Source organism: Acidovorax sp. M14 (genome assembly GCF_049331375.1).
In the GTDB taxonomy this organism is placed as follows: domain Bacteria; phylum Pseudomonadota; class Gammaproteobacteria; order Burkholderiales; family Burkholderiaceae_C; genus Acidovorax.
The window spans coordinates 2,710,852-2,730,689 of sequence record NZ_CP186263.1 but is presented as its reverse complement, the minus strand read 5'-3'; the positions used below and the strand labels follow the sequence as shown (position 1 = coordinate 2,730,689).

At 65.2% G+C, this 19,838-nt stretch carries 18 protein-coding genes and 1 tRNA gene; 14 read left to right on the top strand and 5 right to left on the bottom strand.

Going from position 1 to position 19,838, the window contains the following annotated elements; all coding sequences use genetic code 11:
- Positions 1 to 9: 9 nt before the first annotated feature.
- Positions 10 to 2,832 (bottom strand): EAL domain-containing protein, encoded by a 2,823-nt coding sequence (locus tag ACOYR4_RS12525; protein WP_422846819.1) that lies wholly within the window; start codon positions 2,830 to 2,832, stop codon positions 10 to 12.
- 268 nt (positions 2,833 to 3,100) lie between these two features.
- Positions 3,101 to 4,237 carry an iron-containing alcohol dehydrogenase gene (locus ACOYR4_RS12520; RefSeq protein WP_422846818.1) on the bottom strand — a complete coding sequence of 379 codons (1,137 nt, stop codon included), beginning with the start codon at positions 4,235 to 4,237 and terminating at the stop codon, positions 3,101 to 3,103.
- Positions 4,238 to 4,334: 97 nt separating this feature from the next.
- On the opposite strand from ACOYR4_RS12520, the gene ACOYR4_RS12515 reads away from it, so the two are divergent.
- The 3 genes from ACOYR4_RS12515 to ACOYR4_RS12505 all read left to right on the top strand — a co-directional run bounded on the left by ACOYR4_RS12515 (position 4,335) and on the right by ACOYR4_RS12505 (position 7,094).
- A complete protein-coding gene (locus ACOYR4_RS12515; RefSeq protein ID WP_422846817.1) occupies positions 4,335 to 5,204 on the top strand; it encodes a 2-keto-4-pentenoate hydratase in 870 nt (289 codons plus the stop codon).
- Between the two features lie 61 nt (positions 5,205 to 5,265).
- Positions 5,266 to 6,228: an alpha/beta hydrolase gene (locus ACOYR4_RS12510; RefSeq protein WP_422846816.1), complete on the top strand. Its 963-nt coding sequence runs from the start codon at positions 5,266 to 5,268 to the stop codon at positions 6,226 to 6,228.
- Between the two features lie 8 nt (positions 6,229 to 6,236).
- Positions 6,237 to 7,094 carry a YbgC/FadM family acyl-CoA thioesterase gene (locus ACOYR4_RS12505; protein WP_015013854.1) on the top strand — a complete coding sequence of 286 codons (858 nt, stop codon included), beginning with the start codon at positions 6,237 to 6,239 and terminating at the stop codon, positions 7,092 to 7,094.
- A 63-nt stretch (positions 7,095 to 7,157) separates the two neighbouring features.
- On the opposite strand, the gene ACOYR4_RS12500 is transcribed toward ACOYR4_RS12505, so the two are convergent.
- A complete protein-coding gene (locus tag ACOYR4_RS12500) occupies positions 7,158 to 8,075 on the bottom strand; it encodes a YgfZ/GcvT domain-containing protein (RefSeq protein ID WP_422846815.1) in 918 nt (305 codons plus the stop codon).
- Positions 8,076 to 8,120: 45 nt separating this feature from the next.
- On the opposite strand from ACOYR4_RS12500, the gene mltG reads away from it, so the two are divergent.
- The 6 genes from mltG to ACOYR4_RS12470 all read left to right on the top strand — a co-directional run bounded on the left by mltG (position 8,121) and on the right by ACOYR4_RS12470 (position 12,816).
- A complete protein-coding gene (mltG, locus tag ACOYR4_RS12495) occupies positions 8,121 to 9,107 on the top strand; it encodes an endolytic transglycosylase MltG (protein ID WP_310047005.1) in 987 nt (328 codons plus the stop codon).
- Positions 9,108 to 9,131: 24 nt separating this feature from the next.
- Positions 9,132 to 9,809 (top strand): dTMP kinase, encoded by a 678-nt coding sequence (gene tmk / locus ACOYR4_RS12490; protein ID WP_422846814.1) that lies wholly within the window; start codon positions 9,132 to 9,134, stop codon positions 9,807 to 9,809.
- Positions 9,806 to 10,813 carry a DNA polymerase III subunit delta' gene (locus ACOYR4_RS12485; RefSeq protein ID WP_422846813.1) on the top strand — a complete coding sequence of 336 codons (1,008 nt, stop codon included), beginning with the start codon at positions 9,806 to 9,808 and terminating at the stop codon, positions 10,811 to 10,813. Before tmk ends, ACOYR4_RS12485 begins: the two co-directional genes overlap by 4 nt.
- A gap of 15 nt (positions 10,814 to 10,828) precedes the next feature.
- Complete coding sequence (locus tag ACOYR4_RS12480; RefSeq protein WP_015013859.1) at positions 10,829 to 11,188, top strand: PilZ domain-containing protein; 360 nt, start codon at positions 10,829 to 10,831, stop codon at positions 11,186 to 11,188.
- 150 nt (positions 11,189 to 11,338) lie between these two features.
- The gene (locus ACOYR4_RS12475) at positions 11,339 to 12,145 is read left to right on the top strand and encodes a TatD family hydrolase (protein ID WP_422846812.1); all 807 of its coding nucleotides are present in this window, start codon (positions 11,339 to 11,341) and stop codon (positions 12,143 to 12,145) included.
- On the top strand, positions 12,142 to 12,816 hold the full coding sequence (locus tag ACOYR4_RS12470; protein ID WP_422846811.1) for an ankyrin repeat domain-containing protein: 675 nt from the start codon (positions 12,142 to 12,144) through the stop codon (positions 12,814 to 12,816). The genes ACOYR4_RS12475 and ACOYR4_RS12470 overlap by 4 nt, the downstream gene beginning before the upstream one ends.
- Before the next feature lie 108 nt (positions 12,817 to 12,924).
- On the opposite strand, the gene msbA is transcribed toward ACOYR4_RS12470, so the two are convergent.
- Entirely contained in the window at positions 12,925 to 14,727 is a 1,803-nt protein-coding gene (msbA, locus tag ACOYR4_RS12465) for a lipid A export permease/ATP-binding protein MsbA (RefSeq protein ID WP_422846810.1), read from the bottom strand.
- A gap of 140 nt (positions 14,728 to 14,867) precedes the next feature.
- Here msbA and tolB point away from each other — a divergent pair, with 140 nt between their 5' ends.
- The 5 genes from tolB to ACOYR4_RS12440 all read left to right on the top strand — a co-directional run bounded on the left by tolB (position 14,868) and on the right by ACOYR4_RS12440 (position 18,510).
- A complete protein-coding gene (tolB, locus tag ACOYR4_RS12460) occupies positions 14,868 to 16,187 on the top strand; it encodes a Tol-Pal system beta propeller repeat protein TolB (protein ID WP_422846809.1) in 1,320 nt (439 codons plus the stop codon).
- Positions 16,188 to 16,231: 44 nt separating this feature from the next.
- Positions 16,232 to 16,774, top strand: coding sequence for a peptidoglycan-associated lipoprotein Pal (pal, locus tag ACOYR4_RS12455; protein WP_015013864.1), 543 nt, complete (start codon positions 16,232 to 16,234; stop codon positions 16,772 to 16,774).
- A complete protein-coding gene (ybgF, locus tag ACOYR4_RS12450; protein WP_422846808.1) occupies positions 16,774 to 17,565 on the top strand; it encodes a tol-pal system protein YbgF in 792 nt (263 codons plus the stop codon). The genes pal and ybgF overlap by 1 nt, the downstream gene beginning before the upstream one ends.
- Positions 17,562 to 18,392 (top strand): tRNA threonylcarbamoyladenosine dehydratase, encoded by an 831-nt coding sequence (locus ACOYR4_RS12445; RefSeq protein ID WP_422846807.1) that lies wholly within the window; start codon positions 17,562 to 17,564, stop codon positions 18,390 to 18,392. The genes ybgF and ACOYR4_RS12445 overlap by 4 nt, the downstream gene beginning before the upstream one ends.
- 42 nt (positions 18,393 to 18,434) lie before the next feature.
- Positions 18,435 to 18,510 (top strand) — tRNA-Lys (locus ACOYR4_RS12440).
- Between the two features lie 142 nt (positions 18,511 to 18,652).
- Here ACOYR4_RS12440 and ACOYR4_RS12435 read toward each other — a convergent pair.
- Complete coding sequence (locus ACOYR4_RS12435; RefSeq protein WP_422849657.1) at positions 18,653 to 19,717, bottom strand: AI-2E family transporter; 1,065 nt, start codon at positions 19,715 to 19,717, stop codon at positions 18,653 to 18,655.
- Positions 19,718 to 19,838: the final 121 nt, after the last annotated feature.

The window sequence follows — 19,838 nt, the reverse complement described above, 5'->3', positions numbered from 1 at the left end:
GAAGGATTCTCAGATCGAGGCAGACCGGCGCGCTGCCTCTTGCACCGCCCGCGCAGCATGGCGTGCAGCGTGGTCGCGGGCCCAAGGCAGCACATCGGCCGCAGGCATGGGCTTGGCAATGCCGTACCCCTGCGCGCGTTCGCAGCCCAGCTCCAGCAGCTTGGCGCAGTGCTCGGCGGTTTCGACCCCTTCGGCCACCACATGGCGGTGGAACGCAGCCGCCAGCGCCACGATGGCTTTGACGAGGGTGAGGTCGTCGCCGTCCTCCAGGATGCCGCGCACGAAGGACTGGTCGATCTTGATGGTCTCGGCGGGCAGACGCTTGAGGTACGACAGCGACGAAAAGCCGGTGCCGAAGTCGTCCAGCGCAAAACGCACGCCCAGGGCCTGGCAGCTTTGCATCATGCGGCGCATGTACTGCATGTCTTCCAGCGCAGCAGATTCCAGAATCTCCAGCTCCAGCCGTGCGGGAGACACCTCGGGGCAGGTGTGCAGGATGTCCTTGAGCCGCTGTACGAAATTGGGCCGGTGAAAGTGGGGCGCTGCGATGTTGACGCTGACCTCCCATCCCATGCCCGCATCGCTCCACACCCGCATCTGCGCCAAGGCCTGGCGCAGCACCCATTCGCCCAGTTCAACCTGCAGATCCGTGTCCTCCACCAGCGGCAGCACGTGCTGGGGGCCCAGCAGCCCCTCCTGCGGGTGTTGCCAGCGCAGCAAGGCTTCGAGCCCGATGATCTCGCCCGTGCGCAGGTTGACCTTGGGCTGGTAGTGCAGCACCAGTTCGCCCGCGTGCAGTGCGCGGGCCACCCGCGTCTGGCGGGTGTGCTGGGTCTGCACGGCGTGGTCGTGTTGCACGTCGAACACGTGCAGCTGGTTGCGCCCGAAGCTCTTGGCCTGGCACATGGCCTGGTCGGCGTGGCGCAGGAGGGTGTCGGGGTTGGCGTCGTCTTGGGGAAACACGGCCACGCCAATGCTGACGGTGATGTTCACCAGGCGGTCGTCAATCGCATAGGGCGCGGCCAGTTGTTGCATCAGCACGGCCAGGCGCGCCTCGATGGCGGGCACATCGGGCTGTTCGCCCAGCAGCAGTACAAACTCGTCGCCGCCCATGCGGGCCACGGCTTCTTGGGGTGTGATGAAGGCGCCCAGGCGCCGGGCCACTTCCTTGAGCAGGCGGTCGCCCACGCGCTGGCCAAAGGTATCGTTCACCGCCTGGAAGTGGTCCAGGTCCAGCATGCTCACTGCCAGCAGCAGCTGATGGTTGCGGGCCACAAACAGGGCGTGCGTGAGCTTTTCGGCCAGCGCTGCGCGGTTGTACAGGCCGGTGAGCGCATCGTGGCGGGCGTGCCAGGAGATCTGATGGCGCAGGTTGCGCGTTTCGGTCACGTCGCGGAACACCAGCACGCAGCCTGTGGCGTGGCCGTTGCCCTCGCGGATGGCGGCGGCCGTGTACTCGATGGCGTAGCGCTCGCCCGAGCGGTGGATCAGCACCTCGTAGGTGGCCTGCTGCAGCCCGCCAGGCTGCGTGTCGCGTTCGGCGGCCGCGCTGGCGGTGCGGCTGGCGGGCTCTTCGTACAGGCGAAACACGTCGTCCAGCTGCCGGCCCAGCGCCTGGTCGGCGGTAAAGCCGGTCATGAGTTGCGCGGCCTCGTTGATGGTCTCGATGCGCCCACCCAGGTCGGTGGTGATGACGCCGTCGCCGATGGAGGCGAGGGTGACCTCGGCACGCTCCTTTTCGGCGCGCAGGGCCTCCTGGGCGCGTTTGCGTTCCGTCACGTCCACCAGCGTACCGATGGTGCCGGCCAGTTCGCCGTTGGTGCTGGTGAAGGGCGCTTCGTAGTAGGCCATGTCCAGCGGGGGCTGGTGAGGCGGGCGGATGCGGATTTCGTTGTCGTGCGCACTGGCGATGTGGGCCGACCGTTCCGGGGCCAGTTCGGCAGGCAGGCTGGCGCCTGCGGCGCCGTCAGCACCTGGCTGTGACTGGAACAGGCGCTGCCATGCGCGGTTGGCGTCCAGGTAGGTGCCGTCGGCATGGCGCACAAACACGGGCAGGGGCAGGGCATCGATCAACTGGCGGGTGAAGTGCAGTTGCTCGCTTTGCTGGCGCTGTGTTTCATGCAAGGACAGCACCAGGGACTGCACCTTGCCCGCCATGTCGTTGAAGGTCTCGGCCATGGCGCGGGACTCCAGCGTGCCGGTGACTTCCATGCGGGTGCTCAGATAGCCTTGGCGAAACGCATCGGTGGCCTGGGCCAGGCGCTGCAGCATGCGGGCATTGGCGCGCAGCAATAGCGTCAGCAAAAAGAAGATGGTGAAGATGTTGAGTGCCGAGATGCGCGCCTGCACCAGCACCGTGGCCCACACCTGGTCTGTCAGGGGCTGCGGATGGGCCGTTACCGTCAGTCGGCCCGATGTGCCATCTGCCAGCGCCAGGCCGGACTGCTGCACCGGGGCAGAGAGGTCCAGCCAGTCGGTAAACCATTTGGGAGCAACGGCGGGGTAGGGAAAGGCGGTGACCTCGATGGCGGGCTGGTCGGCGGCCTGCCATTTGATGGAAGCCACTGCCGGCGCGGCCTGCGCCAGCCCCTCGGTCAGGATACGGGTGATGGTGTCGGCATCGGGCGCGGGCTCGGCGGCCAGTCGCAGCTGCAATGGGTCGCTGGCGCGCCGCAGTTCGGTGGAGCCTTGCTGCAGGGCTTCGTCAGTTTCTGCAGCCAGCAGGTAGTGGTAGCGCACCCCCGTGACCAGCAGGATGATCGCCACGATGGACACATACAGCCGGGGGTAGGTGCCCCGCAGAAGCCAGGTGGTGAGATTTCCGGTGCGCATTGACGGTGGTCCTCCCCACAACCCCTGTGGTAATGAATGGTTAATTAATTGTTGACAGCGGCGAGTCTATCTTGTGAGAAGTTGTGAGCGCGGTTTTGCGCAGCACCACCGGCTGGGTGTTGCTGATGTGTGACGTTTTGTAAAACTTCGGAGCTACCGGCGCGCGCAAGGTGCTCCTGACAAGGGCACTGGCACGCGTCGGTTTCCCGCGCCATGGGCTGCCGCGCTCAGGTGCACGGCAGTTGCCCGAAGGGCGATGCGGCTGGGCTCAGAGCGACTGCGCCAGCAAGTCGCGGTATTCCTCGGGCGTGGCGATGCGCGGGTTGGTCTTGTGGCAGTGGTCGGCCATCGCACCCTTGATGATGTCGTCGAACATGCTTTCGGTCACGCCCATGGCGGCCAAGCCCGAGGGCAGGCCCAGGCGGGCGTTCATGTCGCGGATGGCTTCGGGGATGTCGCCTGCGCTGGCCAGGCCCATGGCGTGGGCCATGCGTTCCAGGCGCTTTTCCTTCTGCACCGATTCGGCCTGCGCGTTGAAGCGCACCACGGCGGGCAAAAACATGGCATTGAGCGTGCCATGGTGCAGGCGCGGGTTTACGCCGCCCAGGCTGTGGCTGAGCGAGTGCACGGCGCCCAGGCCCTTCTGGAAGGCCATGGCGCCCTGCATGCTGGCGCTCATCATGTGCAGGCGTGCATCGCGGTCGCTGCCGTTTTTGGTGGCCTGTTCGATGTTCGCCCAGCCGCGTGTGAGGCCGTCCAGCGCAATGCCGTCGGCGGGTGGGTTGAACGCGGCAGACATGAAGGTTTCCATGCAGTGCGCAATTGCGTCCATGCCCGTGGCAGCCGTGAGCATGGGGGGCAGGCCGAGGGTGAGTTCCGGGTCGCAGATGGCGGTCTTGGGCACCAGGTTCCACGAGTGAAAGCCGAGCTTGCGGTGGTCGTCCACGATGATGATGGCGCCGCGCGCCACCTCGCTGCCCGTGCCGCTGGTGGTGGGCACGGCAATCAGTGGTGCGGCACGGTCGGTGATGCGCGGCGAGCCGCCCTCGATGGTGGCGTAGTGGGTGAGGGGGCCTTCGTGCGTGGCGGCAATCGCGATGCCCTTGGCGCAGTCGATGGCCGAGCCGCCACCCACGGCAATCAGGCCGTCGCAGCCCTGGGCCTTGTACATGTCCACGGCAGCGCGCACGGCGGCTTCGGTGGGGTTGGACGGGGTCTGGTCAAACACGGCCACCGTCATGCCCGGCAGCGCATCGAGCGCCTTTTGCAGCACGCCTGCGGCCTTCACGCCGGGGTCCGTCACGATCAACGGGCGGGTGATGCCCACGCGCTCGCATTCCTGCTTGAGCAGTTGGACAGCGCCGAATTCAAACTGGATCTGGGTGACGTAGTAGATGAAAGCCATGGTGCAACAGGATGTGTGAATGGGAGTGCCAGCGATTACGATAGCTCGCCAGCCCTTGAAACGAGTTCTGAGCTCACTTTATAAGGAGGAGACACGCGTGAAAACGAAGCAAACCCTGATGGCGGCCCTGGTAGCCGTCGCATCTGCGACAAGCGCCCAGGCCCAGTGCCTCACCGACGCACAGGCCGCCGACCTGGTGGCCAACTATGTCGCCAAGACCCCCGCCGCCAACCCCGAGAACCTGACGGACGCCGATGGCGCCTGCACACGAGGCAAGGTCAACGCTTTGCTGGCCCAGCGCATGGGCAAGGTGATTGGCTACAAGGCCGGCCTTACCAACCCCGCCGTGCAAAAGCGCTTCAACACCGACAAGCCCGTGTGGGGCAAGCTGTATGAAGGCATGGTGCTGCCCAGCGGCGCCACGGTGGATGCGGCCTTCGGTGCCCGCCCGCTTTACGAGGCCGACATGCTGGTGCGTGTGAAAAGCGCCGCCATCAACCAGGCCATAACCCCCATGGACGTGCTGGACGCCGTGGACCAGATCATCCCCTTTATCGAGTTGCCCGACCTGATGGTGCAGGCGCCGCCCAAGCTCAACGGCGCCGGCGTGACCGCCATCAACGTGGGTGCACGCCTCGGAGTGGCGGGCGCGCCCATTGCCGTGCCGGCTTACCGGGGCGAACGTTTTGCGATGCTGAAGGCCCTGGCCGACATGAACGTGTCGTTGACCGATGGCACCGGCGCGCGCCTGGGCGGCGGCAAGGGCAGCGACATCCTGGACCACCCGCTCAATGCCGTGGTGTGGCTGGCTGGAGCGCTGGCGCAGGAGGGCCTGGCCATGCAGCCGGGCGACCTGATCAGCCTGGGCTCTTTCTCCGCATTGCTGCCGCCCAAGGCTGGCTTGTCGGTGACGGCCACGTATGACGGCTTGCCCGGCGCTACACCCGTGCGACTGAGCTTCAAGTAACCCACCCCTCAGCGGCCCGCCGCCGCGCGGGCCGTTGTCTTTTTTGCCGAGACCCCGACCGTTGACCGATCTGCACATCCACCACACCCGCCTGACCCCGCAGATGCGCAGCGTGCTTGAACGCATGGCCCGCGCCGGGCACCCGCCGCTGCACACGCGCACGCCGCAAGAGGCACGCATCGCCTACCAGGCAGGCGCCGACGTGCTGGAGGTGCCCAAAGCCGCGCTGGCGCGGGTGGAAGACCTGCAGATCCCCACCCGCGACGGTGCACAGCTGCCCGCACGGCTGTACGCGCCCAGTACGGACAAGGGCCTGCCCGTGCTACTGTACACGCACGGAGGCGGCTTCACCATCGGCAACATTGCCACGCACGACATCCTGTGCCGCGAGCTGGCGCGTCTGGCCGGTTGCATGGTGGTCTCGCTGGACTACCGGCTAGCGCCGGAGTACCGCTTTCCCACGGCCAGCAACGATGCGTGGGATGCGTTGCAATGGCTCGCTGCCAACGCTAAGGGCCTGGGCGCTGACCCCCAACGCCTGGCCGTGGGCGGTGACAGCGCAGGCGGCACACTGGCCGCCGTCAACGCCATCCTGGCGCGCGATGCGGGCCTGCCTCTGGCGCTACAGCTGCTGATCTACCCCGGCTGCGCAGCCCACCAGGACACGCCTTCGCACGCCACTTTTGCGCGCGGCCTGGTGCTGGAAGAGCCCGCCATCAGCTGGTTCTTTGGCCACTACGTGACCACGCGCGAGGAGCGCGAAGACTGGCGGTTTGCCCCGCTGCTGGCGCCGGACGTGGAAGGCGTGGCGCCCGCCTGGATCGGCCTGGCCGAATGCGACCCGCTGGTGGACGAAGGCGTGGACTACGCCGACAAGCTGCGCCTGGCGGGCGTGCCGGTGGACCTGGACATCTACCGCGGTGTGACCCACGAATTCATCAAGATGGGCCGCGCCATCCCCGAGGCGCGCAAGGCCCATGCCGACGCGGCCCGTGCGCTGCGCCTGGCTTTTCACCTGGAGTAAACCAACCCATGCAACGCAGTGATTTCCGTTGTTTCCACCGCCTGCGCGTGCGCTGGGCCGAGGTGGACATGCAAAAGATCGTGTTCAACGCGCACTACCTCATGTATGTCGATACCGCCATGTCCGAGTACTGGCGCGCGCTGGCGCTGCCGTACGAGGCGAGCATGCTGGCGCTGGGCGGCGAGATGTATGTGAAGAAGGCCACGGTGGAGTACCACGCTTCGGCGCGGCTGGATGACACGCTGGATGTGGGCCTGAAGTGCGCGCGCATTGGCAATTCGTCGTGCCTGTTCACGGCGGGCATTTTCTGTGGCGACCGGCTGCTGATCTCGGCCGAACTGGTCTATGTGTTTGCCGACCCGGCCACGCAGACATCTCGCCCCGTGCCGCCCGCATTGCGCGCGATCTTTGAAGGCTTTGAAGCGGGCGCCGAGATGGCCGAGGTGCGCACGGGCGACTGGAACACTCTGGGTCGCGATGCCGGCCGCGTGCGCACCGATGTGTTTGTGCACGAGCAGGGCATCCCGGCCGAGGTCGAGGCCGATAGGCATGACATCTCGGCGCGCCACGCTGTGCTGTACAACCGGCTGGGCATGCCCGTCGCTGCGGGCCGCCTGCTGCAGCACGCGCCCGGTGTGGGCCGCATCGGCCGCATGGCGGTGGACCGGTCGGTCCGCGGCGCGCAGTGGGGTCGCCAATTGCTGGATGCGCTGGTGGACGCGGCGCGTGCCCGGGGCGATGCCGAAGTGCAATTGCACGCCCAGCGCAGCGCCGAGGGCTTTTACCGCCGGGCGGGGTTCGCGGTGGTGGGCGAGCCGTACGAAGAGGCGGGCATTGCGCACATTGCCATGGCCCGCAAGCTCTGATGGTTTGCTATTGAAAAGAGAGCTGCTCGGGCATGTTCGACTAGCGCATTTGCCCGATTTGGCTCAAATATCGTCCAGCAGCGGGTAGGGCAGGGGCAGCAGCGACAGCGCCACGCCGTCTGCTGCACCCACCTGCAGTGCGCCCTCTTGGGCGGCACTAATCTGCAGCGACACGATAGTGTCAAACCCGCCGCCCGGCGCAGCGGCCACCTGCACCACGGTGCCGCAAGGCTGCTCCAGGTCGCTGGTGCTGAACACCTCGGCACCCACCGCCACCTCGGCCGCTGCGTGGGCAATGTAGGCGCGGCGCTTGAGTGTGCCCCGGAACTGGCTGCGCGCCACCACTTCCTGGCCGGGGTAGCAGCCTTTCTTGAAGTTCACGCCACCCACAGACTCGTAGTTGAGCATCTGGGGCACAAAGGTTTCGACCACCGGCGTGGTCAGCGTGGCGACGCCGCTAGCGACTTCGCTCCAGAGCCACAGCGTCGCATCCAGCGCAGGGCCTGCGGGCGCGGGCTCCGTGGCGGGGGCCACCCACAGGGCGCGCGGGGTGCCGTTGGCGGGGTACAGGTGCACCACCGTTGCAGTGCCTAAATCGGCCTTGGACCAAGCTGGTTGTGCGCTACCAGCTACGGCATTGATAGCGTCTCCAGCGATGCCATACAGCGCAAAGTCACCGGTGGCATCCGTCAACTTGGCCTTGGCGCGCAGTACAAACATCGACAGGCGCTTGAGCGTGGCAGGCAGCAGGTCACGGCTGCAGACCAGCAGCACCTCGGTGGCGCTGCGCTTGAAGCCGATGAAGCTGGCCTGCATGCGGCCCTTGGCCGACAAGAAGGCCGCGAGGCGGGCCTGGTCCATGCCGAGCAGGGCGAAATCCTGGGTGAGCTGGCCGTGCAGAAACTTGGCGGCGTCTTCGCCTTCCACGCGAATCACGCCGAGGTGGGACAGAGGGGCAATGCCATTCAAGGGGTAGGTCATCGCTGAATTATGATGCCCTGATTCATACATATTGGTAGCAGGGTTGTGCGACGTTTACTGGCTTTGATCGTGTTGGTGGGGATCGCACTGGGCGGCGCTGCGTATTGGTGGCTGCACCAGCCGCTGGACCTGGGCCCCGAGCCGCTGGAGCTGGCCATCGAGCCCGGCACCACGCCGCGCGGCGTGGCCCGCGATGTGGTGGCGGCTGGGGTCAAGACGGACGCTCGCCTGCTCTACGCCTGGTTCCGCGTCTCGGGGCAAGACCGCGCCATCAAGGCCGGCAACTACGAACTCCCGCCCGGCACCACGCCCATCAGTCTGCTGCAAAAGCTGGCCCGGGGTGAAGAGGCGCTGCGCGCGCTCACCCTGGTGGAAGGCTGGAACTGGCGCCAGGTGCGCCAGGCGCTGGCCAAGGAAGAGCAGCTCAAACACGACGCTGCCGCCCTGACCGACGAAGCGCTGATGGCCCAGCTGGGCCGCCCCGGCGTGGCGCCCGAGGGGCGGTTCTTCCCGGACACCTACACCTACGCCAAAGGTTCCAGCGACATCGCCTTGCTGCGCCGGGCGATGCACGCCATGGACCGCCATCTGGAGGCGGCCTGGGCCCAGCGCGCAGCCGATACGCCGCTCAAGTCAGCGGACGAAGCGCTGACGCTGGCCAGCATCGTGGAAAAGGAAACTGGCAAGGCCAGCGACCGGGGCCAGATTGCGGGCGTGTTCGTCAACCGCCTGCGGGTGGGCATGCTGCTGCAGACCGACCCCACGGTGATCTATGGCCTGGGCGAGAAGTTCGACGGCAACCTGCGCAAGCGCGACCTGCAGACCGACACCCCCTGGAACACCTACACCCGCGCTGGCCTCCCGCCCACGCCCATCGCCATGCCCGGCAAGGCCTCGCTGCTGGCCGCCGTGCAGCCCCAGGCCACGCGCGCGCTCTACTTTGTGGCCAAGGGCGACGGCACCAGCCACTTCAGCGCCTCGCTGGAGGAGCACAACCGCGCCGTCAACCGCTACCAGCGCGGGCAGCAGTAAACCGTTTCTTGAACCAAGGCGCTCATGTCACGACCCGGTCTGTTCATTACGTTTGAAGGTATCGACGGTGCAGGCAAGTCCTCGCACATCGAAGGCCTAGCCGCCGCGTTCCGCACCCAGGGCCGCACCGTCACCGTTAGCCGCGAGCCCGGTGGCACGCCACTGGCCGAAAAGCTGCGCGAGATGGTCCTGAACGACCCGATGGATGCGCTCACCGAGTCCCTGCTGATCTTTGCCGCCCGCCGCGACCACCTGCGCAATGTGATCGAGCCCGCTTTGGCCCGGGGCGACGTGGTGCTGTGCGACCGGTTCACCGATGCCACGTTTGCCTATCAGGGCGCGGGGCGGGGATTTGATCTGGGTGTGCTATCAACTTTGGAGCATCTCGCGCAGACGGGACTAGCGCCTCAGGCTGGTTTGATGCGTGAGCCCGATCTGACGGTGTGGTTTGACCTGGCGCCCGAGGTGGCGGCCGAGCGCCTGGCCGGTGCGCGCGTGCCTGATCGCTTCGAGGCCCAGCCGGTGGAGTTCTTCCGTCGCGTGGCCCAGGGCTATGCCGACCGCGCCGCTGCGGCGCCCCAGCGTTTTGCGCGTCTGGACGCTGCGCAGGAGCGCCACCGCGTGTGGCAGCAGCTCACCAGCGTGTTTGTCCGCAAAGGCTGGCTGGCCATCATGGTGGCTACGCAGGGAGGGCCGCAATGAGCGAAGCCGCCGTGGCGCTGGCGCCTTGGATCGCCGCACAGCGCACCAGCCTGCTGGCCCAGCGCGGCCATGCGTGGCTGCTGCAGGGGCCGTCGGGCCTGGGGCAGTACGCCCTGGGGCTGGAGCTGGTCCGCGCATGGCTGTGCAATACACCAACGGAGCAGGGCGCCTGCGGCCACTGCGGCAGCTGCCACGCCATCGATGTACGCACCCATGCTGACTTGTGCGTGCTGATGCCCGAGGTGCAGATGATGGCGCTGGGCTGGCCGCTGTCGGAAAAGGCCCAGGCCGATATCGACGACAAAAAGCGCAAGCCCAGCCGCGAGATCCGCGTGGAGGCCATGCGCGACGCGGTGGAGTTTTCGCAGCGCACCTCGGCACGCGGCAAAGGCAAGGCCGTGCTGGTCTACCCGGCCGAGCAGATGAACCATGTGACGGCCAACGCATTGCTCAAGACGCTGGAAGAACCGCCCGGCGACGTGCGTTTTGTGCTGGCCAGCGAGGCTGCGCACCAGCTGCTGCCCACCATCCGCAGCCGCTGCCTGGGTCACACCATGGTCTGGCCGGCCGAGGCCGATAGCCTCGCGTGGTTGCAGGCCCAGGGTCTGGCCGGGGATGCGGCAGCGTCGTTTCTGCGCGCGGCAGGCGGGCGGCCCGAGGATGCCCTGGCGCTGGCCCAGTCTGGCCGCAGCCCGCAGGCCTGGTCTGCCTTGCCGCAGGCGGTGGCACGGGGCGATGTGACGGCGCTGGGCGACTGGGCCCCGGCCCAGGTGATCGACGCGCTGCAAAAGCTCTGCCACGACCTGCTGGCCGCCAGCGTGGGCGCCGCGCCACGCTACTTTGCTCCGGTCGACCTGCCCAAGACGCCGCCGCTGGGCGCGCTCACGCGCTGGTCGCGCGCGCTGTCCAAGGCCGCGCGCACGGCGGACCATCCGTTCAATGGCGGGCTCATGCTGGAGGCGCTTGTCGCCCAGGCGCGAAACACCCTACACTCCAGACACTAAGCCGCACCCCCACCCATGAGCAGTCCATCCACCGCGCCCCGTCCCAGCGTCATGCAGCTGGCCATCAAGGAAAAGGCCGCGCTTTATGCCGCCTACATTCCTTTTTTTGCCGAAGGGGGCATTTTTGTGCCCACCCAGCGCGACTACAAGCTGGGCGACGATGTGTATGTGCTACTGACCTTGCCGGATGACACCCAACGCTACCCCGTGGCAGGCCGCGTGGCCTGGGTCACACCCGCCCGTGCCGCAGGCAACCGCACCCAGGGCGTGGGCATCCAGTTCCCCAAGGACGAAAAATCCCGCCAGCTCAAGGCCAAGATCGAGGAATTGCTGGGAACTGCGCTGGGCTCGGACCGTCCTACCCAGACGATCTGACCGCGCCGCCGCCGCCCCCGTGCCGACCCGCGCTGGCTGGTCGGCTTTTTTGTTTAGGACTTGCGCAAACAAGGATGAACCGCCGGTTTCCTATTTGGAAACCCCCTTCCTGAAGCGCGTTTTGCGCAAGTCGCGTTGTTTTGCTATCCCATGTTCACCGATTCGCACTGTCACCTCAACTTCCCGGAACTGGTCAGCCAGCTGCCCGCCATCCGCCAGGCCATGGCCGAGGCGCAGGTCACCCGGGCCCTGTGCATCTGCACCACCATGGAAGAGTTCGAGGGCGTGCACGCCCTGGCCCTGGCCCATGACAACTTCTGGAGCACAGTGGGCGTGCACCCCGACAACGAGGGTGTGACGGAACCCAGCGTGGAGGACCTGCTGGACCGCGCCGCAATGCCCCGCGTGGTGGCGATTGGCGAGACCGGCCTGGACTATTACGGCATGGAAGACCGCAAAGGCGGGCGCAGCATTGCCGACCTGGAATGGCAACGCGACCGTTTCCGCACCCACATCCGCGCAGCGCGGGCCTGCGGAAAGCCGCTCATCATCCACACGCGCAGTGCGTCCGATGACACGCTGGCCATCCTGCGGGAAGAGGGCGAGGATGGCGTAAGCAACCAGGCGGGCGGCGTGTTCCACTGCTTTACCGAGTCCATGCAGGTGGCGCGCGCCGCGCTGGATCGGGGCTACTACATCTCGTTCTCGGGCATCGTCACCTTCAAGAGCGCACAGGAGTTACGCGACGTGGTGGCCTTTGTGCCGCTGGACCGCATGCTCATCGAGACCGACAGCCCCTACCTGGCCCCGGTGCCCTACCGCGGCAAGACCAACAATCCGTCGTATGTGCCCCATGTGGCCCGGCAGGTGGCCGAAACCAAGGGGCTCGCGCTGGAGGTGGTGGCAGAGGCCACCAGCCGCAATTTCGACCGCTTGTTCCCGGAGGTGATGGCATGAGCCTGCAACGACGTTCTGCCCTGGCTGCTGTGGCGCTGGGCCTGGTGTCTGCCCGGGCCTGGGCCGGTGCCTATGAAGATTTTTTTGTAGCCATCCTGCGCGATGACGGGGATTCAATCACTGCGCTGCTGCGCCGGGGTTTTGACCCGAACACGCGCGACCCCAAGGGGCAGGTGGGGCTCACGATTGCCCTGCAAAATGGCGCAAACAAGGCCGTTGCTGCGCTGCTGGCATCCCGCCGGCTGAATGTAGAGGCCCGCAACGCCAAGGACGAAAGTCCGTTGATGATGGCTGCCATCAAGGGCAATGTGGAGGCCGTCAAGGCGCTCATAGCGCGCGATGCCGATGTCAACAAGACGGGTTGGACGCCGCTGCACTATGCCGCATCGGCAGGCTCGCCGCAGCATGCGGTCATCATTTCATTGCTGCTCGAAAACCACGCCTACATCGACGCAGCATCGCCCAACGGCACCACACCGCTGATGATGGCGGCGCATTACGGATCTACCGAGGCCGTGCAGTTGCTGCTGGATGAAGGGGCCGACCCTACGCTCAAGAACCAGCTGGGCTTGACCGCCGCCGATTTCGCCTTGCGTGTGAGCCGTACCGAGTCTGCGGAGAGAATCGCCGCGGCCATTCGGAAGCGCCAGCCCAACCAGGGCAAGTGGTAGCCAGGTAGCCAAGGCAGGCGCCAGCCGCACATGGAGGGCTGGTGCAAAGCTGGCCCTGCGGGCTGTTGAGAAATCAGCAAAGGCCAGCACCAGTCGTGCCGCGCCTGCTCATTCAGCGATGGTCCCTGAGCCCGACGCGGCGCGTGTCTGCAGCCGCGCATACAGTCCACCCTGCGCCATCAACTCGCTGTGGGTGCCTTGCTCGGCGATGCGCCCGCGCTCCATCACCACCACGCGGTCGGCATGCTCGATGGTGGAGAGCCGGTGCGCAATGACCAGGGTCGTGCGCCCTTGCATCAGGCGCTGCAGGGCTTCCTGCACCAGCCGTTCCGATTCGGTATCCAACGCCGAAGTCGCCTCGTCCAGGATGAGGATGGGAGCGTCCTTGTACAAGGCCCGAGCAATGGCCAGCCGCTGACGCTGCCCTCCGGACAACTGCGTGGCGTTGTGCCCCACCACCGTGTGGATGCCCTGCGGCAGACCGGCCACGTGCTCGGCGAGGTTGGCGGCAGCGAGGCATTCCAGCACGCGGGTTTCGTTCACGGCCTGGCCCAGAGCCACGTTGGCGGCAATGGTGTCGTTGAACATCACCACGTCCTGGCTCACCATCGCAAATTGCGATCGGAGGGACGCCAGGTCCCAGTCCTGCAAGGCATGCCCGTCGACGGCGACGGTGCCTGCGGAAGGCAGGACAAAACGCGGCAGCAGGTTGACCAGTGTGGTCTTGCCGGCACCTGAGGGGCCCACCAGCGCGACGATCTCGCCCGGGGCCACCTGCAGGTTGACCCCATCCAAGGCGGGGGCGTGGTCGGCGCCGAACGATACGGTGACGTTGCTCAGCGTGAGCGCGCCTTGCACCCGGTCCTTGCGGTAGGTGCCGCCGGTTTCCGCGCCGGTGTCGCCCAGCAGCCCCAGGCCGCGCTCCAAGGCGGCGACGCCCCGGGTCACGGGGCTGGCCACATCCGCCAGGCGCCGGATGGGCGCGATCAGCATCAGCATGGCCGTGATGAACGACACAAACCCACCCACGGTCACATCCTTCACATCGACGGCACCCCGGCTCTGCCACAGCGCAATGCAGATCACCACCGACAGCGCGGCGGCGGCCAGCAACTGGGTCAGCGGCGTCATCGCCGCAGAAGCGATGGTGGATTTGATGGCCAGGCGGCGCAGGCTGCGGCTTAGGTCGGCAAAGCGCTGCGCCTGCCCCCCCTGTGCGCCATGCAGGCGCACCATGCGATGGGCCAGCACGTTTTCTTCGACCACATAGGCCAGCTCGTCTGTGGCCTGCTGGCTGCTCTTGGTGAGGTGGTACAGCCGCCGCGACAAGGTCTTCATGATCCAGGCGACCCCTGGAACCACAACGGCAACGATCAGCGTGAGCTGCCAATTGAGGTACAACAAATAGACCAGCAGCGCGACCAGCGTGAACCCGTCGCGCGACAGGCCGAGCAGGGCCTGCACCAGCAACGTGGCGCCAGTCTGCACTTCATAGACCACCGTGTTGGAGAGCGCGCTAGCCGACTGGCGCCCAAACAATCCCATCTCAGAGGCCAGAACACGATCAAACAGCGCCTGGCGCAGTGTCAGCATGCCTTCGTTGGCAATGCGTGCCAGCGCGTACTGGCCCACAAACTGGGCCACGCCACGTACGAAAAAGACCCCCAGAATCGCCAGGGGCACCATCCACAGTTGCAAGGTACCCTGGGTAAAGCCCTTGTCCAGCAGGGGTTGCAGCAGGGCGGGGATCAAGGGCTCTGTGATGGCGCCCACCAGTGTGGCAACAATGGCCAGGCTCCAGGCCATTCGCTGGTCGCCAAAGTACACCGACAGCCGCTTCAGGCGCGCCATCAAGGTTGTGGGGGGATTGGGTGCGGGGGCAGGCGTCGTGCCCGTGTCGGTGGCTTGCATGTCGGCCGGATTCTACGTTTGTGCCATGTGAAGCCTGTCCGGCACGGTGTGTCGCGCACAGTTTGTCACAGGGGGCTCGCCGCTGTGTGTAACATTCGGGTTTGCCCTTTCGGCACTTGTTCGGCCACTGCTGGATGCCAATGACCACAGATCGAATCTCCCAACACCCATCTTCCGCAGCCCCGCTGCTTCCCTTGCGCCGCCAGTTGCTGGCCGCACTCATCGCCTCTCCCTCCATTCCCGCGCTTGCTCAGTTCCGAGTGGAAGTCACCGGCGTCGGGCTGACCCAATTGCCCATCGCCATCGCTCCATTTCGGGGTGAGGCGCAATCACCCCAAAAAATCGCAGCCATCGTCCAGGCAGACCTGGAGCGCAGCGGGCAGTTCCGCGCGATTGATGCAACGGGGGCAGCGCTGGATGAAACCGCGCGGCCAGATGTCGCGCTGTGGCGCCAGAAGAGTGCGGATTCGCTGGCCACTGGCAGCGTCACGCGGTTGGCGGATGGGCGCTTTGATGTGCGCTTTCGCCTGTGGGATGTGGTCAAGGGGCAAGACCTGGGTGGGCAGAGTTTTGTCGTTACGCAGGGCGACCTGCGCCTGGTCTCGCACCGCATTGCCGACTTCATCTACGAAAAGCTCACCGGCGAGCGCGGCATCTTCTCGACGCGCATTGCCTATGTGACCAAAACCGGCCCCCGCTACAGCCTGTGGGTGGCAGATGCCGACGGCGAAAACGCCCAGTCCGCACTGTCGAGTCCCGAGCCCATCATTTCGCCCGCGTGGTCCCCCAATGGCGGCCAGCTGGCGTATGTGTCATTCGAGTCGCGCAAGCCGGTGGTGTATGTGCACGATGTGGCCACAGGTCGCAGACGCTTGATCGCGAACTTCCGTGGCTCCAACAGTGCACCAGCCTGGGCACCAGACGGCCGCACGCTGGCAGTGACACTGAGCCGCGACGGTGGTTCGCAGCTGTACACCATCGACGCGAATGGCGGCGAGCCGCGCCGACTGATGCAAAGCTCTGGCATCGATACCGAGCCCGTGTTCTCAGGCGACGGCCGCAGCATCTTCTTCGTGAGCGACCGGGGTGGTGCGCCGCAAATCTACAAGGTTGGCGCGTCCGGTGGCAATGCGGAGCGCGTGACCTTTACCGGCACCTACAACATCTCGCCCAGCGTGAGTCCCGACGGTCGCTGGCTGGCCTACATCTCCCGCGTGGGGGGGGCGTTCAAGCTGCACGTGATGGACCTGTCCACGGGCACCGTCAATGCAGTGACTGACACGACGGCCGACGAAAATCCCAGCTTTGCACCCAACAGCCGCCTCATTGTTTACGCCACCCAGCACCAGGGCCGTGAGGCCCTCATGACCACCACGTTGGACGGCAAGATCAAGGCGCGTCTCGCCGGCCAGGCCGGCGACATCCGCGAGCCGGACTGGGGTCCGTTCCAAAAGCAATGAACTTATTTGCAATTTCAGTTATCAAGCCTTCAGGAGAAATTTGGATGATGAAACGTATTACCCTTGCCCTCACCGTTGCCGCTCTCATGGCGGGCTGCAGTTCTGGCGTGAAGCTGGACGATGTGCCTGTCGAGGACAAAAATGCGACTTCCACCATGGGCGGTGCCAACAACGGCGCCAATTCCGGCAACACGTCGCAAAGCGGCGTGGCTGGCGTGGACCTTGGCCAGTCCGGCCGTGACGGCGCAGGCCCCGTCGGCGTTGCTCGCGTCGTGTACTTCGACTACGACAGCTACGTGATCAAGCCCGAGTTCCAGTCGATGATCGAAGCACACTCCCGCTTCATCAAGGCGGCTCCCAATCGCAAGGTCATGATCGAAGGTCATACCGATGACCGTGGCGGCCGCGAGTACAACCTGGCACTGGGCCAGAAGCGTGCAGAAGCCGTGCGCCGTTCGCTGGGCTTGCTGGGCGTGCCTGACAGCCAGGTCGAGGCCGTGAGTTTCGGCAAGGAAAAGCCTGCAGCCCAAGGCACCACCGAAGACGCCCGCGCCCAGAATCGCCGCGCTGAACTGTCGTACCGTTGATGGCCCCCGCTGCACCGGTTTTTTCGCTGCGGGCGCTGGCAATGGCCGCGATGCTCGCCGCGTCGCTGTCTTCCGCCCATGCGGCGATCTTTGAAGACGGCGAGGCGCGGCGCGCCATCCTGGAGATGCGACAACGCGTGGATGGCCTGCAGTTGTCTCAGCAGCGCTCTGCGGAAGAGGTGCGCAAGCTCGGCGAAGAAAACGCTCAGCTGCGCCGCAGCCTGCTGGATTTGCAGACCCAGATCGAGACCCTGCGCGCCGAGCAGGCCAAGCTGAACGGCCAGAACGAGCAGCTGCTGCGCGATGTAGGTGAGCTGCAGCGCCGTCAGAAGGATATTGCCCAAGGCGTGGACGAGCGGTTGCGGCAGTTCGAGCCCATCAAGGTCACGGTGGATGGCCGCGAGTTTCAGGCAGACCCGGCGGAAAAGCGGGACTTTGAAGCGGCCCTGGCTGTGTTTCGGTCTGGCAAGTTCCCTGACGCCAGTGCCGCTTTCGCAGCCTTCGTGCGGCAGTATCCGCGCAGCGGCTACGTGCCTTCTGCGCGTTTCTGGCTGGGCAATGCCCAGTACGCGACCCGCGAGTACAAGGACGCCATCGGCAATTTCAAGCAGATGCTGGCCGAGGCCCCCACGCACGCACGTGCGCCCGAGGCCGCGCTGTCCATCGCCAATTGCCAGATTGAGCTCAAGGACACCCGCACCGCGCGCAAGACGCTGGAAGACCTTCTGCGAGCCTATCCGCAGTCTGAAGCGGCCGTTGCTGCCAAAGAGCGCCTCTCAAGGCTCAAATGACGGCGGTTGGTGTGGCCTTGGCCTCGCGACCTGCCGCAGACGAGGCGGCGGAGCACGCATTGGAGCGTCGCTTCGGCGGGCTTCAGCGACTCTATGGCGTGCAGGGTGCAGCCAGAATCCGTGCCGCCCACGTTGCCGTGGTCGGCATTGGCGGTGTCGGATCCTGGGCTGCGGAGGCGCTTGCTCGCAGTGGCGTTGCTCAAATCACCTTGATCGATTTGGACCATGTCGCTGAATCGAACATCAACCGCCAGATCCACGCATTGACCGACACCGTAGGGCAAGCCAAGGTTTTGGCCATGCGCGATCGCATCGCGCAAATCCACCCGGAGTGCACCGTCAACTGTGTTGAGGAGTTTGTGGAGCCCGGAAATTGGCCGGATTTGTTGCAGACGCCTGTGGATGCACTGATTGATGCGTGTGACCAGATCAAGGCCAAAACGGCGTTGTCGGTGTGGGCGCGGGCCCATGGTGTGCTGCACATCACCGTAGGCGCAGCAGGTGGCAAGCGGCATGCGCACAAGGTGGATGTGGATGATCTTGCATTCACGACCCACGACCCGCTGCTGGCCCAAATGCGCTACCAGATGCGCAAGCACCACGGCGCGCCGCGTGAGGGCAAGAAGATCGGGGTCCCCTGTGTTTTCAGCCGCGAGGCGGTAGCTCCGCCAGACGCCTCCTGCAACATCGATGGCGATGGATCTTTGAACTGCCATGGCTACGGATCGGTGGTTGCCGTGACTGCGACCTTCGGTCAATGCGCTGCCGGCTGGGTACTCGATAAACTTGCAACTGATTCCAAATCGGCGGGGAAAAAGACGCTATAATCCAAGGCTTTGCAGCAATCGATACGATGGTTGCAATCGGTCGGGACGTTAGCTCAGTTGGTAGAGCAGCGGACTTTTAATCCGTTGGTCACAAGTTCGAATCTTGTACGTCCTACCACCCGATTCAAAAACGTATTTTCAAGTGCGTTTTCCGCCAAAAGCCTCCCTCGGGAGGCTTTTGTTGTTGGTGCTCAGCTTATCTGCGGCCATGGGGCGTGATGCCCAGGCATATTGGCACGCCTGGCCTAGGCAAAGCGGTATCACTGGGTGGGTGCGTCTGTTTCAGCCGATGGTGCAAAGAGGTCCCAGCTGGCCATGAACAATGCTGCAATCACGGGGCCGATCACAAACCCCGTCAGGCCGAACAAGGCCATTCCGCCCAGGGTGGAGATCAGCACGATGTAATCGGGCATCTTGGTGTCCTTGCCCACCAGCACGGGGCGCAAGATGTTGTCTACGAGCCCGATCACAAAGACTCCAAACGCCGTCAACACCACCCCTTGCCACACGGCACCGGTTGCCAGAAAGTAGATAGCGACGGGCACCCAGATCAGCCCGGCACCCACTGCGGGCAACAGCGACAGGAAGGCCATCAAAACCCCCCACAGCACTGGGCCCTGGATGCCCAGGATCCAGAAAATCATGCCCCCCAGCGCGCCCTGAGACGCTGCCACCACAATGTTGCCTTTGACCGTGGCTCGGATCACTGTGGTGAATTTGCCCACCAGCTGACGTTTGTGAGCTTCTTCCAGGGGGGTGGCCTGACCGATGCGCTTCGCCAGGCTGGCACCGTCGCGCAGCAGGAAGAACAGCAGATACAGCATGATGCCGAAGCTGACGATGAACTCGAGTGTGTTCTGGCCGATGCTTAGCGCCTGCGTCGCAACGAATTGACTGGCCTGCACTGCAAAGGACGAAAGCTTTTGTTGAAGCTCGCTCACGCTGGTCAGTTGCAGGCGATCGAGCAGGTTGACAGCCCAGGCGGGCAGGGCGGCGATGACCTGTTGCAGGTACAGCCCAAAATTGATCTGGCCGGAGCGTACGCGCTCATAGATGGCGGTGGCTTCTTGAATCAACGACACCGTGATGGCAGCCATGGGCAGGATCACCACCACCAGGCACAGGCCAAGCGTGCACAGCGCAGCCAGTGTGGGGTGCCTTGGCATTTTTCTCAGCAATTTGCGATGCAGTGGCGCAAAGAGGATGGCAAGAATGACACCCCAGAAAACGGCTCCGTGAAACTGCCACAGGATCGCGCCGAACGCGATGGTGACGACGGTGAGGAGCAGCAAAAAGGCTTTGTCCTGGAGGTGTTGATGCGGCATGGAGTTGGGGTTGCAATGGGATAACCGGAATGTACGCGAGGCGCCGGTCGAAGCGGATTTTTGGACGGTGCAGTGATGGCTGCATCCATTTTTTAGGGGTGGACTTCGGTTCAGTGGCACA